This window comes from Pseudomonas lundensis (genome assembly GCF_015377145.2).
GTDB classification, from domain to species: domain Bacteria; phylum Pseudomonadota; class Gammaproteobacteria; order Pseudomonadales; family Pseudomonadaceae; genus Aquipseudomonas; species Aquipseudomonas lundensis.
This window is the reverse complement of the sequence record NZ_CP062158.2, coordinates 216432-229492: the sequence shown is the minus strand read 5'-3', so window position 1 is coordinate 229492 and position 13061 is coordinate 216432. Positions and strand designations below refer to the sequence as shown.

Below are 13061 nucleotides of genomic sequence, written 5' to 3'. Positions count from 1 at the left end.
CACTCTGCCTGCCTCATGAATGAATTAAAAAGAATGAATATCGATTTATTTAGATCAGAATCGAATATTAAAAAGTGTTTCATTGGACGCCCAAAAGCACCGGGTCCACTCTGGACTCTGGTTTAGGCAAGGGGAGCGGCAGGGAGCTGCGACGATGATTGTGTTGCGAATTGATCGTTCTGGTCTTCGGTAAACACCCTGCCCGGCATTGCGCCGGGCAGGATTTTTCTTACCTTTGCGCTACGCCCGAATTACAGCAACGGGATCGAGTAGCTGACGATCAGACGGTTTTCGTCCTGATCGCGCTGGTTGGCAATGTCGTTGCGCCACATGGCGTTTTTCCACATCAGGCCCAGGTTTTTCAGCGGGCCTTCCTGCACGACGTAGGCAACCGTGATGTCACGTTCCCACTCGGAAGCGCCATTGCTGGTTTGCTTACCGCCGCTGTAGGTGTCGATGTTGTCACCGCGCAGGTAAACAGCGCCGGCGGTCAGGCCGGGTACACCCACCTTGGCGAAGTCATACGAGTAGCGTGCTTGCCAAGTGCGCTCGCCGGCACGGCCGAACTTCTGGATCTGCATGTCGGTGATGGTGTAGTTCGACGAACCGTCGCCCTGGTTCAGCCACGGGAAGTCGCTGCTGCCGTTGCTCACCTGATAGCCACCACCGAACGTGTGACCTTCAACGGTGTACAGGAAAAGGCCGCTGTACAGGTTGTTGGAAACCTTACCTTTACCGTTAACACTGCTGCTGTAGTCGCCGTTGCTGAAGTAAGCCGGGTCGTACGCATTTTTACCGTCATCACGGCTGTTGAAATAACGCAGGTCGGTTTTCAACACGCCCGGGCCGATCGACCAGTTGTGTACCAGACCGAGGAAGTTCTGTTTGTAGAACTTGTCCAGGTTGCCGTAGTAGTACTGCAGCAACAGGTCTTTGGTGACTTTGTAATCGCCGCCAGCGTAGATGAACTTGTTGCTGTTGGCAGTGCGAGCGCTCGCGCCACCAATCGACATCTGTTCGTTGTTGCTGGAGTTACGGCCTTTAACGTGCTCGATCTGACCACCGATCAGGGTCAGGTCCTTGAACTCGTTGGAGGTGATCTGGCCACCTTCAAAGGTCTGAGGCAGCAGACGACCATCGTTGTAGGAGATAACCGGCAGTTTCGGCATCAGGGTGCCGTAACGCAGTTCGGTCTGGGAAATCTTGGCTTTGGCGGTCAGGCCCAGGCTGGAGAAATCATTGACTGCACGACCGTCGCTGTCGGTAGGAAATACCGTGCCACCATAGTTTGAGCTGGTCGGGTTACCGTGACGGCCTTTACCGGAATCAAGACGGACGCCCAATAGACCGATAGCGTCAACGCCAAAACCGACTGTCCCTTGGGTAAAACCAGAGGTGAAGTCCAACTGGAAGCCTTGGCCCCATTCTTCTTGGTAGCTGGCGTTCTTGGGTGTGCCCGAATCGCGGTTGTCGTTATTGATGTAGAAGTTACGCAGTTTCAGCGTGGCTTTGCTGTCTTCGATAAAACCGGCAGCGCCCGCTTGTTGTGCCAACAAACCTACGGCCACAGCCACGGCCAAGGTGGACTTGTTCATTGTCTTGCTCCTTTGCATTTCTAATTTTTGTAGTTCTTTAGCCCGAAATCTGACGTCTCGGTGCTACAGATGCGCGATTAGCGCCAGACAGTGACTGACAAGTCAATCGTAACTTTTCGTGTCTACGACCTTTGTCTAGTCCGCTGTCCTTTGTGCGTAGGTTAATGGCTTTCTGTTAAACCCAAAAAGAATTATTTCTAAAATTATCAGATCAAACAGCTATATACAGCGCCTTTTCCAACGCGCAGGTGAGGGAATGCTATCGGCCTTTGGTCTAATTTCTAAATGGATATTTATGAATTTTTTAAGTCTGTTTTCTTATAAGGCGATCAACGGATCAGGGACGCAGAAAATCGCCGGATCAGTTTTCGTCAGCGCACGCTCAAGCCGAACGAAGAACTTCATAAGCTAATGCTTAAAAGTTATTTATTTAGCGATTCTTAGATCATTTAACCTCGCTTCCTGCCGATATCCGGCCGCCTGTCGAGGAGCCTCAACGTGAAACAGTATTCTCCCCTACGCCTTCTGGCTGCATTGTCCCTGGCAACAGCCAGCTTCTTCGCACAGGCCGCCACGGATCTCACCGTTGCCTACCAAACCACCGTTGACCCGGCAAAAGTTGCTCAGGCAGACGGCGCTTACGAGAAAGCCATCGACGCCCCCATCAAGTGGCGCAAGTTTGATAACGGCGCAGACATCATTGCCGCTATCGCGTCGGGCGATGTGCAAATCGGCTATCTGGGTTCCAGCCCGTTGACCGCGGCGATCACCCGTAACGTCCCGGTCGAAACCTTTTTGATAGCCACTCAGATCGGCGGCGCTGAAGCGCTGGTAGCGCGCAACGGCTCAGGCATCAACAACCCGCAGGATCTGATCGGTAAAAAAGTCGCCGTACCGTTTGTATCAACGGGCCACTACAGCCTGCTGGCCGCGCTGAAGCACTGGAACATCGACCCGTCGAAGGTCACGATTCTGAACCTTGCGCCGCCCGCCATCATTGCCGCCTGGAAGCGCGGTGACATTGACGCGACGTACGTGTGGGACCCGGCGCTGGGCGCCGCCAAAGAAAACGGCAAGGTGCTGATTACCTCCGGCGAGTTGAGCACGTTCGGCGCCCCGACGTTTGATGCGTGGATCGTGCGCAAAGACTTCGCCGCCAAACACCCGGACGTCGTCAAAGCCTTCGCCAAGGTGACCCTGGATGCTTACGCCGACTACCACAATGACCCGAAAGCCTGGCTGGCCAATCAAAGCAACATCGACAAGCTGGTGAAGCTGTCGGGCGCCAAAGCGGCTGATATCCCGTTGTTGCTGCAAGGCAACGTGTACCCGCTGGCCACCGATCAGGCGGTATTGCTGGGCGCGCCCACCACCAAAGCCCTCGCTGACACAGCGGCGTTCCTTAAAGAGCAAGGCAAAGTGGACGCCGTGCTGCCTGACTACGCGCCGTCTGTGAACGCCCACTTCGTCGCTCAATAACTCACGCTTTTTCAGGAGCCGCCCGCCATGGCCTTGTTATCACTGGAGCGCATCAGCGCACAGTATCCGGGGGCTGCCGAACCGGTGCTGTCGGACATTTCCGTCAACCTCGGCCCGCAGCAGTTGCTGGTCGCACTCGGCCCGTCGGGCAGCGGTAAAACGTCGTTGCTGAACCTGATTGCAGGCTTTGTCGAACCCAGCGGCGGGCGTATCACCCTCGATGGCGCGCCGGTCCATGGCCCCAGCGCCGAACGCGGCGTGGTGTTTCAGGATGACGTGCTCCTGCCTTGGCAAGACGTACTGGCCAACGTCGGCTTCGGCCTTGAACTGGCGGGTATCGCCAAGGAAAAACGCGAAAGCCGGGCCCGCGAAATGCTCGCGATGGTGGATTTGTCAGGTTTTGAAAAACGCCGGATCTGGGAGCTGTCGGGCGGGCAGAAACAGCGCGTGGGGCTGGCCCGTGCGTTGGCGGCCGATCCTCGCGTGCTACTGATGGACGAACCGTTTGGCGCCCTCGATGCCTTCACCCGTGAGCAGATGCAGGAGCTGTTGCTGCAAGTGTGCCGCCGTACTGCCAAGCCGGTGTTCCTGATTACCCACGACATCGAGGAAGCCGTGTTTCTGGCCACGGACCTGATTCTGCTGGCACCGAATCCGGGACGCATCGTGGAACGCCTGACGCTGGACTTCGGGCAGCGCTACAACGCCGGTGAGTCGGCACGCTCGATCAAGTCCGACCCCCGTTTTATTGAAACCCGCGAACACGTGCTCGAACGCGTGTTTTCGCAACGCGACGCCACCCGGCGGCAGGAGCGCGCATGAGCAGTTATGAACTGGCGAACGACGCCACCCCACCCGCAGCGGCCCATGCACCGCGCCCGGCCAAACGTCCGTTGAGCACGCGCTGGATCAGCCTGTTGACCCTTATTACGCTGATCGCTGCCTGGTGGGCCGTGACCGCTGCGGGCCTGATCGAGCCGCTGTTTTTGCCACCACCGTCTGCGGTGCTGGAAAAAGGCTGGCTGCTGGCAACCCGGGGCTACATGGATTCCACTTTGTGGCAGCACTTGGGCGCCAGCTTGAGCCGCATCGGGCTGGGCCTGGGGTGTGCGATTCTCACGGCGATTCCGGTGGGCATTGCGATTGGCCATAACCGCATTGCGCGGGGGATTATCGACCCGCTGATCGAGTTCTATCGCCCGATCCCGCCACTGGCTTACTTGCCGCTGATCGTGATCTGGTGCGGCATCGGCGAGCTGTCGAAAGTGCTGCTGATTTACCTCGCGATCTTCGCGCCGATTGCCATTGCCACCGCCACCGGCGTGCGCACCGTCGACCCGGCCAAGGTGCGCGCTGCGCAGTCACTGGGCGCGACCCGCTGGCAGTTGATTCGGCATGTAATCCTGCCCAGTGCCCTGCCCGACATTTTGACCGGCGTGCGCATTGGCCTGGGCGTGGGTTGGTCCACGTTGGTGGCCGCCGAGCTGATCGCCGCCACCAGCGGCCTGGGGTTCATGGTGCAGTCGGCCGCGCAATTTCTGGTCACTGATGTAGTGGTGCTGGGCATTCTGGTGATTGCCATCATCGCTTTCGTCATGGAAATGGGCCTGCGCGCCCTGCAACGCAAGCTGGTGCCGTGGCACGGCCAGGCTCACTAACTGTTTCGAACTAACACGACGCTGATCCATCGGCGCGCTGATGAAGAGAATGACCATGAGCCTGACCCTTACCCCGCTTAGCGCTGCCCTCGGCGCGCAGATTGAAGGCGTTGACCTGACTCAGCCGCTGAGCATCGAACAGCGCGAAGCCATTGAACAGGCGTTGCTGACGCATCACGTGATCTTCTTCAGGAACCAGTCGATCAACCCGCAGCAACAAGCGCGATTTGCGGCCAATTTCGGCGATCTGCACATCCACCCGATTTACCCGAACATCCCCGAGCAACCCGAAGTGCTGGTGCTGGACACCGCCGTCACCGACGTGCGCGACAATGCGGTCTGGCACACCGATGTCACCTTCCTGCCAACGCCTGCCCTGGGCGCGGTGTTGAGTGCCAAGCAGTTGCCAGCCTTTGGGGGCGACACGTTGTGGGCCAGCGGAATTGCGGCATTTGAGGGACTGTCAGCACCCTTGCAGCGGCTGCTGGACGGGTTGACGGCGACCCACGACTTTACTAAGTCATTCCCGCCGGAGCGCTTCGGCTCCACCCCGGAAGACTTCGCGCGCTGGGACCAGACGCGCAAGAACAACCCGCCGCTGTCACACCCGGTGATACGCACGCACCCGGTGAGCGGTCGCAAGGCGTTGTTCGTCAACGAGGGTTTCACCACTCGCATCAATGAGCTGTCAGAGACTGAAAGCGAGGCGCTCCTGAAGCTGTTGTTCGCCCACGCCACGCGCCCTGAATACACCATTCGCTGGCGCTGGCAGGAAAACGACGTGGCGTTTTGGGACAACCGTGTCACTCAGCATTACGCCGTGGATGACTACCGCCCCAACCGCCGCGTGATGCACCGCGCCACTATTCTGGGCGATGCACCGTTTTGATTCCCAGGGTTCAGGCAGTGAGGGCGCAGGCTACCACCTGAGCCCGTGGGGATCGGTCATAAAGGGCAGTGATTGACGCTTTGATGGCGGCACATGCACCTCTTGCAGCACAAAGTGGGTCGCAGACGGGGCATAGGCTCTGACAAGCGCCTGAGAGAAGCCCGCAGGCTTGATGGTGAAAGTCGACTCCAGCGGGTAAACGCTTTCGGCCTCATTGACCGGTGATGGCAAGGACATAGCAAGTTTGCCTATGACCGTGAACATCACGGGGTTCAGAGCCCCCCGACGTGTGTCGTAGGACCCCAGCGCAAACCGCTTGGCTACGCTCATCATGTCGCTCACAGACAGGAATTGCTCGGTGCGCACAATGTCCCCTTTTTTGGCTTGTGCGGACAGGGCTTTCAACCCCACATCGCTCACCCTTTGGCCTCTGTAGGTCGTCGTCACGGAGGCGCCGGGGTTGCTGCGAATATGCAGATTGAACAGCTCGACCGCGCGTTGGCGGGTCACACTCAACGCGTCACTCATGCCTGATTCGGCAGGATCAAACGTGACAGCGCCTTCGGGTTGCATGCCGGAGTAGGTCGTCTCGATGTCCGCTGCGCGCCAGTCGCCAGGGGCCGGATTGAAAAGAGGATTGGTCATCCACCTGGCCGCTTCGTTGAAGTAACTGGATGACGCGATATAGACCTGACCCAAGCCCTGCATGATATTGGCTGGCCTGTTGGCGCTGATGCTCACGGACGCGTTGTACAGGGCCATTTCTTCGAAACTGAACCCTTCAGCGCTTAATGCGTTGATGACATCCGCATGCTCACCGCCTGAAAGGCTATGCCGGAAGATGAATGTCTCCAGGGGCTGAAGGTAAACCGTCGGAAAATGCTCCTGAACGTAACGTTCCAAGGCCTGAACACGATTTGGCCTGAGATCCGAATAAGCGCCATTCAAGCCCATGCGATCACGTTTTGAAACCGGGTTGTTACCGACCATGACGTAGCGGTTCAAACCGTCCACGGCGCCCGCGGGGTCGGGGTTGATCCAGCGTTGCAACCATGGCGCGTAATAGCGAAATCCGTAGTAATACAACCCGCTGGCGTCCTGTTCCTTGCCCGAGTAACGCACCGTTTTATACGTGGCCTGCAACGCCGTCCGGGCCGCCCACCAGGCCGTGGCGCCAAAGGGGTAGTAGCTTTCCTGCGTGATTAACTGCCCGTGCCCGTCAAGCTCCAGCGTCGTGCTGCCCGACAGGTCTGCGAGGCTGAAACGCAACTGCGTGTCAGCCTCGGTGTTAATCCGGCTGCGGTCCCATTGCAACACCCTGACCCCGCTCAAGCCGGTTTGAACGGTAATGACATTGAGTTGCTCGCCGGTGGCCGTGTCTTCGCGGATCTCAAGCCCTGGCAAATACAAAACCGAACGGGTATGGACCCTGCTTGCGGCCAGGGTCGTGCGCACTTTCTGCACCCGTTGTCCGGCCGCGTCATAGGTATAAGCCTCCTCGTCGTTGCGGGCATCGGTGCGGTGAACCAGCGTGACGCTCAACAGGTGGTTGTTCACGCTCCATTGAAGGGCCTGCCCTCGACCCAGCGACAGTTGGTTGCCGTTGCGGTCAAACGCACTGCCCAGTCCAGGGGTTTGAGGCGTAACGGCCTCGTCGTCATGCAGTACTCCGTGATTGCTGGTGCTGGCCACCGCCAGGGTCCGTCGATAGCCGCTGCCGGTCTTCACGTGATGGCGTAACTGGGTCAGGTTGCCCGCCTCGTCGTAGGCATACACTTGCCGGTAGTTGCGCCAGACCGTGTCATCTTTCACGCCAAACAGCTTGAGCTCAGATAAAGCCGGGGAGGGGCTGTTATTCGCGTTTTCGCGACCACTTGCAGAGGCCAACTGATAGAGCGTGTCGTAAGTAAAAGTACTGACCGGATCGACCTGGGCATTAAACGACCACTGCACCGGCTGCGCGTTGTCACGGATCCGGATCACATTGCCCACCCGGTCATATTCATAGTTCAGGTCTTGCAGCGGCGACTTCGCCTCGCCAGCCCGGTAAGCCTGCAACCGCTCCAGACGTCCATCAGGCTGCGCGTACTGCGCCACTGTCATGACAGTGTTTGAAGCGCGTTCGGACTCCAACTGGCCACTGGCGTTGTAGGTGCGTTGATCGATCAGCACCTGGCGGCGCTCACCGTTGAGGGTGAGGGCGTTTTCGAGCAACAGCCCGTCGATGCCATAGACACTGTGCTGGCAATGCCCTTTGGCATCGGTTTGCCCGATGACGGCGGCGAACACGTCGTAGTGCCAGGCCGTAGTGAACCCCTCAGGCTTCAACCGTGCATCCCGCTCAGCCACCGCCTGCGGCCAGTCCACCGCGTCCAGTGACTGACAGAGCCTGCGCTGCTCGCTCAACACCTGCCCGGTCAACGAATAGTGCTCATAACGCAAAGACCCCGAGGCATCTTCATGCCGCACCAACCGCCCACAGCGGTTGGCGAGCTGGTCCTGTGGCGTGAAGCTTCCATAGGTCAGCACCTCGACGCAACGTTCGGCCAGTTCATCAGCGCCGCGCTCATGCCGTGCGATCAGTCGCAGCCATGGGTCGAACACCTGCCGCTGTTGTCCACCCCTTGAGTCCCAGCGCCTGAGCACCTGCCCCGCTGCTCCGCGCAACCACCAGCGGCTGCCCGCATCGACGCTGCGGCTAAAGAGGCGTTGGCCGCCGAGGCTGTACAGGGTGCTTTGATTGGAGGGAGGCGCGGGCGAATGGTCCCGCAGGCGATGCAAGCGCGGGTCCCACTGCTCCAGCAGCACGCCCGTCGCGCTAAACACCTGGCGGGTGATGCGCGCCCGAGCCGGTGCGCTGGAGGAGGTTCGGTGATAAGCCACGCGGCGCACACTCAAGCCACGTGGGTCAAAAGCGGCGAGGCTTGGCGTGTGGTGGTGCAGGGAGGAAGGCATGGGCATGACCGCAGGTAAACAAGGTCATGCCAGCCTGACGGCCCGATCAGGCCGTCAGGTAGTGGATAGTTATTGTGGCGTACGGGCCTCTCAGCGTTGCGTCATCACCTGCGCCAGCAATTCATAGGAATGAATCCGGTCAGCATGTTCGTACAGGTCGCAGGTGAACATCAGCTCATCAGCGCCCGTTTGCTCGACCAATACCTCGAGTTTGGCGCGGATCTTCTCGGGGCTACCGACCATGGCCAGGCCGAGGAAGCTCATCACCGCGTCTTTCTCATGCGGCAACCACACACCGTCCATGGTCTTGACCGGCGCTCGCTGCACCAGACTTTGCCCACGCATCAACGCCAGAATGCGCTGATAGACGGACGTCGCCAGGTACTCGGCGTGCTCGTCGGTATCGGCGGCCACCAGCGGCACGCCCAGCATCACGTAGGGTTTGTCGAGTACGGCCGAGGGTTTGAAGTGATTGCGGTAGACGCGAATGGCTTCATGCATCAAACGGGGTGCGAAATGGGAGGCGAAGGCGTAAGGCAAGCCGCGTTCACCCGCCAATTGGGCACTGAACAAGCTCGAACCGAGCAGCCACACAGGCACTTGGGTGCCGGTCCCGGGCATGGCAATCACGCGCTGATCCGGCGTACGCGGGCCCAAGTAGCGCATCAGCTCGGCCACATCCTCTGGGAAATCATCGGCGCTGCCGGAACGTTCGCGTCGCAACGCACGCGCGGTCATCTGATCCGAACCCGGCGCACGGCCGAGCCCCAGATCAATGCGCCCGGGGTAGAGGCTTTCAAGGGTGCCGAACTGCTCGGCAATCACCAGCGGCGCATGGTTGGGCAGCATCACACCGCCAGAGCCCACGCGAATGGTCGATGTACCGCCCGCCAGATAACCGATCAGCACCGCGGTCGCGGAACTGGCGATGCCGTCCATGTTGTGGTGTTCAGCAACCCAAAAGCGGTGATAGCCAAACTTCTCCACGTGCTGCGCCAAATCCAGCGAATTGTGCAGCGATTGGGCAGCGCTGCCGCCTTCACGCACGGGCACCAGATCGAGGGTTGAGAACTTGATATCGGACAGGTGTGTCATCAGCCGGCTACTCCTAATGGGACGCAGGCTCAGACGCTCGCCAAAACCTGCCAGTGCTCTTTGCAATATGGGCATATACCCGAGTTTCAATAGCAGGCTACGAAATGAGCTACTAAAAAAGACGATTGGTCCGACAGGATGAACTTTACTCGGCCGACTACCCTCACAACTCCACACAAGGCGTGAAACCTTCACGCCGTTCTTCAGGAGGCACGCATGAGTATTAAAAAGACAGCATCGGCTCATTGGGCAGGCGATCTTAAAACCGGCATCGGCTCCATCTCCACTGAAACCGGCGTACTGCGCGAAGCGCCTTACGGCTTCAAGGCACGATTCGAAGGCGGCAAAGGCACCAACCCCGAAGAACTGATCGGTGCCGCACACGCTGGCTGCTTCTCGATGGCCCTGTCGATGATCCTCGGTGAAGCAGGGCTCACCGCCGAGAGCATCGACACCACCGCAGAAGTGACGCTGGATAAACAAGACGACGGTTTCGCGATCACCGCCGTGCACTTGGTGCTCAAGGCCAAAGTGCCGGGCGCCACCCAGCAGACATTCGACGAATTGACCACCAAGGCCAAAGAAGGCTGCCCGGTGTCGAAGGTTCTCAATGCCAAGATCACCCTCGACGCCACGTTGCTGGGCTGATCAAGCACGGCACCGCGCCCTGGCCCGCTCACCCTTGAGCAGGCCAGGGCGGTCTTGGCGATCCCCGTGTGTTTGCCCTGGATCAGTCTGGATTGACGCCGAATGTGATCGAATCATCCCCGCGTGCGTCAATGCATGACTTTGCGCATCGCAATCAAGGGAGTCTCACCATGAAACGTTTCGCTTTAGCTGTTATCTGCTGCGCCATGGCGACCACTGTGTTGGCCGCGCCCAAGCCGTGTGAAGAACTCAAGGCTGAAATCGAGGCCAAGATTCAGGCTAATAACGTGTCGTCCTACACCTTGGAAATCGTGACTAACGATGAAGTCCAAGACCAGAACATGGTGGTAGGCACGTGCGAAAACGGCACGAAAAAGATCATCTACCAGAAGAACGACAACTGATCGCTACGGAATACAGTTGACCAGCCGCTCCTCGGCCACCACCTTGCCCTCGGCGTTAAACAGCCGGGCATAGGCGTTGAAGCCCAGGGAGCGTGCCTGCAACCGATAACGCTGACCGGGCTGAAAATCGGCGTAATTGAGCGTCAGGTAGCACAGCCGTTCCTGCGGGTTGCTGAACTGGCTCATGCCCCCGATAAACACCTCATAGTCGAATCGCACCATGAGTTCATGGCTGCCCGGCGTCACCTGAAAATAGCGGCCATCGGCCGTGCGCTGGTTATCCAGCCGTTCCGCCATCACCAGCTTGCCGGTTTGCGTCTCAAGATCGACCCACGCCATGGCGGGGTTGTGCACAGGCAAGGGCGTGCTGGCACACGCACTCAGCAGCAGACACGCTAGCGCCAACCCGGTAAAAGTTCGCATGCTCGTTTCCTTGGCAGTGTGAAGTGCCAGCATAGCGCCTTCACCACGACTGTGGCGCACCCACCCTCTTAACAGCTAGGCTTGCCGCACTCTTTGACTGGATTACCCGATGACGCCCAGGGCTTGTTGTTTATGGGTGCTGGCTGCACTGACCCTGCTCAGTGGCTGTTCCAGCGTGAACTATTACTCACAACTGGCCAGCGGGCAGTTGCACCTGCTAAAAGCCCGCGAGCCGATCGATCGCGTCATCAACGACCCCCAACGCCCCGCAACCCTGCGCAAACAGCTCGCCCATGCTCAGGCGGCGCGCACCTTCGCCAGCCAGCATCTGCTACTGCCTGACAACGCCAGCTATCGCCTGTACGCCGACCTCAAACGCCCTTACGTGGTGTGGAACGTGTTTGCGACCCCGGAATTTTCACTCGACCCCATCACCCATTGCTTCCCGATTGCCGGGTGCGTTGCCTACCGCGGCTACTACTCATTGGCAGGCGCGCGGGGCGAGGCGGCCTTACAACGCGAGCAACACCGGGATGTCTTTGTCAGTGGCGTGGAAGCCTATTCAACCTTGGGCTGGTTCGACGATCCGATCCTCAATACCATGCTGAACTGGGGTGACGAGCGGCTCGCCAGCGTGATTTTTCACGAACTGGCTCACCAGCGTGTTTACGTCAAAGACGACACAGAATTCAACGAATCCTTCGCGAACTTCGTCGAACAGGAAGGCACGCGTCAGTGGCGTGCCCACCAAGGCTTACCGCCCCCCGATCCACGCGCCACTCAACAACGCGAGCAATTTATCGGCTTGGTGCTGCAAACGCGCCAAGCGTTGCAAACCCTCTACGCGCAAGAGTTACCGGCCGACACTCTGCGCCAGCGCAAAGCCCAAACGTTTGAGCGCATGCGCGATCAATACCGCCTATTGCGCGATCAACACTGGGCCGCCAATACGCGTTTTGACCCTTGGATCAACAGCCCGATGAACAACGCCAAACTGCTACCGTTCGGGCTCTACGATCAATGGGTGCCCGCGTTCGCGGCGTTGTTCCAGCAAAGCGGCAACGACTGGCAGACGTTTTATGCCGCCGTGGAACACCTCGCGAAATTGCCGCTGCCGGCGCGCAAAACCGCCTTACGCCAACTGGCCGCACACGCTGCGGCTTAAGCCTTGCCCGGCTTCAGCCAGTTCATCACCACACACGATGCAAATGCACTCGTGCTGCACGCGCCACTGCTCAAGGCTGCACGCAAGGCCGGTATGTCTGCGTTCATCAGGTATTTCGCGCCATCCTTGTAATGCGCATTTTCACCGAAGCCGCCTTGGGTCATTTCTGTAAGAGCCTCTTCTTTGCTCCAGCCCTGAACCACCACGCGGTACATGGCTGACATCAGCCCGGTGCGGTCGGCGCCATGCTTGCAATGCATCAAGACCGGCCCGCGCGCTTGTGCCGTCTGAATGGCGCGCAGCGCAGCCAGTACGTCCTGGTCGTCCACGTGATTGGTGCGATACGGTAGCTGCACCTGAGTCACGCCGGGGGTTTTCAGCCACGTGCTGTCGGCCTCGGGCAGAAAATTGATCACCGTCGCAATCTGCAACGTTGCCAGCAGCGGCTGCGCATGGCTGTCTGGCAAGGCGCTGCGGTAGAGCGTGGGCGACATTTGATACAGGTTGTATTGCGTGGCAACAGGCTGGGCCCATTGCGCAGGGCGAGACGCAGGATGTTCATCCGCCTGCGCCTGTGGCAGCGCCGCCAGCGTCAGGAATATCAGGCACAGCGCAGGGAGAATCCGATGTTTCGCCATATCAGTTCGACCGTTTTTATAAAGATCAGAAAATGTGGGGCGAGGGTGGATCAGCCGCAATAAAAACGCTGTGAGCCGCTTGTCAAAAAAACGTGAAGCCCGCAATTGCCCC

Annotated in this window: 12 protein-coding genes; 7 read left to right on the top strand and 5 right to left on the bottom strand. The window is 59.0% G+C overall.

The features are described from left to right. Positions 1-251: 251 nt before the first annotated feature. Positions 252-1595, bottom strand: a complete 1344-nt coding sequence (locus IF654_RS01315) for an OprD family porin (protein WP_047278583.1) — start codon at positions 1593-1595, stop codon at positions 252-254. Positions 1596-2093: 498 nt separating this feature from the next. On the opposite strand from IF654_RS01315, the gene tauA reads away from it, so the two are divergent. From tauA to tauD, 4 genes are read left to right on the top strand one after another with little or no spacing between them, the layout of a single operon-like run. After that, positions 2094-3074, top strand: a complete 981-nt coding sequence (gene tauA / locus IF654_RS01310) for a taurine ABC transporter substrate-binding protein (RefSeq protein WP_094987299.1) — start codon at positions 2094-2096, stop codon at positions 3072-3074. Positions 3075-3101: 27 nt separating this feature from the next. Next, positions 3102-3896 (top strand): taurine ABC transporter ATP-binding subunit, encoded by a 795-nt coding sequence (gene tauB / locus IF654_RS01305; RefSeq protein WP_094987300.1) that lies wholly within the window; start codon positions 3102-3104, stop codon positions 3894-3896. Next, complete coding sequence (tauC, locus tag IF654_RS01300) at positions 3893-4732, top strand: taurine ABC transporter permease TauC (protein WP_194862827.1); 840 nt, start codon at positions 3893-3895, stop codon at positions 4730-4732. Before tauB ends, tauC begins: the two co-directional genes overlap by 4 nt. 55 nt (positions 4733-4787) lie before the next feature. Further along, positions 4788-5621 (top strand): taurine dioxygenase, encoded by an 834-nt coding sequence (gene tauD, locus IF654_RS01295; RefSeq protein WP_194862828.1) that lies wholly within the window; start codon positions 4788-4790, stop codon positions 5619-5621. A 30-nt stretch (positions 5622-5651) separates the two neighbouring features. Here the strand turns inward: tauD and IF654_RS01290 are convergent, their stop codons facing one another. Both IF654_RS01290 and IF654_RS01285 read right to left on the bottom strand, forming a co-directional pair. Then, positions 5652-8576: an RHS repeat-associated core domain-containing protein gene (locus IF654_RS01290; protein WP_194862829.1), complete on the bottom strand. Its 2925-nt coding sequence runs from the start codon at positions 8574-8576 to the stop codon at positions 5652-5654. 90 nt (positions 8577-8666) lie between these two features. Next, positions 8667-9671, bottom strand: a complete 1005-nt coding sequence (locus tag IF654_RS01285) for an LLM class flavin-dependent oxidoreductase (protein WP_047278592.1) — start codon at positions 9669-9671, stop codon at positions 8667-8669. A gap of 216 nt (positions 9672-9887) precedes the next feature. Here IF654_RS01285 and IF654_RS01280 point away from each other — a divergent pair, with 216 nt between their 5' ends. After that, entirely contained in the window at positions 9888-10319 is a 432-nt protein-coding gene (locus IF654_RS01280) for an OsmC family protein (protein WP_094987303.1), read from the top strand. Positions 10320-10489: 170 nt separating this feature from the next. Further along, positions 10490-10723 carry a DUF1161 domain-containing protein gene (locus IF654_RS01275; RefSeq protein WP_047278597.1) on the top strand — a complete coding sequence of 78 codons (234 nt, stop codon included), beginning with the start codon at positions 10490-10492 and terminating at the stop codon, positions 10721-10723. Between the two features lie 3 nt (positions 10724-10726). Here IF654_RS01275 and IF654_RS01270 read toward each other — a convergent pair whose 3' ends face one another. Then, positions 10727-11146: a PA0061/PA0062 family lipoprotein gene (locus IF654_RS01270; protein ID WP_047278598.1), complete on the bottom strand. Its 420-nt coding sequence runs from the start codon at positions 11144-11146 to the stop codon at positions 10727-10729. A 109-nt stretch (positions 11147-11255) separates the two neighbouring features. Between IF654_RS01270 and IF654_RS01265 the strand changes: the two genes are divergently transcribed. Then, positions 11256-12311, top strand: coding sequence for an aminopeptidase (locus IF654_RS01265; RefSeq protein ID WP_047278601.1), 1056 nt, complete (start codon positions 11256-11258; stop codon positions 12309-12311). Here IF654_RS01265 and IF654_RS01260 read toward each other — a convergent pair. Then, on the bottom strand, positions 12308-12949 hold the full coding sequence (locus IF654_RS01260; protein ID WP_094987304.1) for a dual specificity protein phosphatase family protein: 642 nt from the start codon (positions 12947-12949) through the stop codon (positions 12308-12310). The genes IF654_RS01265 and IF654_RS01260 overlap by 4 nt on opposite strands. Positions 12950-13061 lie beyond the last annotated feature (112 nt).

Excerpts from the sequence above, each read along its gene's own strand:
- IF654_RS01275 (WP_047278597.1), top strand. The coding sequence starts at position 10,490 with ATGAAACGTTTCGCTTTAGCTGTTATCTGCTGCGCCATGGCGACCACT.
- tauD (WP_194862828.1), top strand. The coding sequence starts at position 4,788 with ATGAGCCTGACCCTTACCCCGCTTAGCGCTGCCCTCGGCGCGCAGATT.
- IF654_RS01280 (WP_094987303.1), top strand. The coding sequence starts at position 9,888 with ATGAGTATTAAAAAGACAGCATCGGCTCATTGGGCAGGCGATCTTAAA.
- IF654_RS01290 (WP_194862829.1), bottom strand. The coding sequence starts at position 8,576 with ATGCCTTCCTCCCTGCACCACCACACGCCAAGCCTCGCCGCTTTTGAC.
- IF654_RS01265 (WP_047278601.1), top strand. The coding sequence starts at position 11,256 with ATGACGCCCAGGGCTTGTTGTTTATGGGTGCTGGCTGCACTGACCCTG.
- IF654_RS01315 (WP_047278583.1), bottom strand. The coding sequence starts at position 1,595 with ATGAACAAGTCCACCTTGGCCGTGGCTGTGGCCGTAGGTTTGTTGGCA.
- IF654_RS01285 (WP_047278592.1), bottom strand. The coding sequence starts at position 9,671 with ATGACACACCTGTCCGATATCAAGTTCTCAACCCTCGATCTGGTGCCC.
- tauB (WP_094987300.1), top strand. The coding sequence starts at position 3,102 with ATGGCCTTGTTATCACTGGAGCGCATCAGCGCACAGTATCCGGGGGCT.
- tauC (WP_194862827.1), top strand. The coding sequence starts at position 3,893 with ATGAGCAGTTATGAACTGGCGAACGACGCCACCCCACCCGCAGCGGCC.
- IF654_RS01260 (WP_094987304.1), bottom strand. The coding sequence starts at position 12,949 with ATGGCGAAACATCGGATTCTCCCTGCGCTGTGCCTGATATTCCTGACG.
- IF654_RS01270 (WP_047278598.1), bottom strand. The coding sequence starts at position 11,146 with ATGCGAACTTTTACCGGGTTGGCGCTAGCGTGTCTGCTGCTGAGTGCG.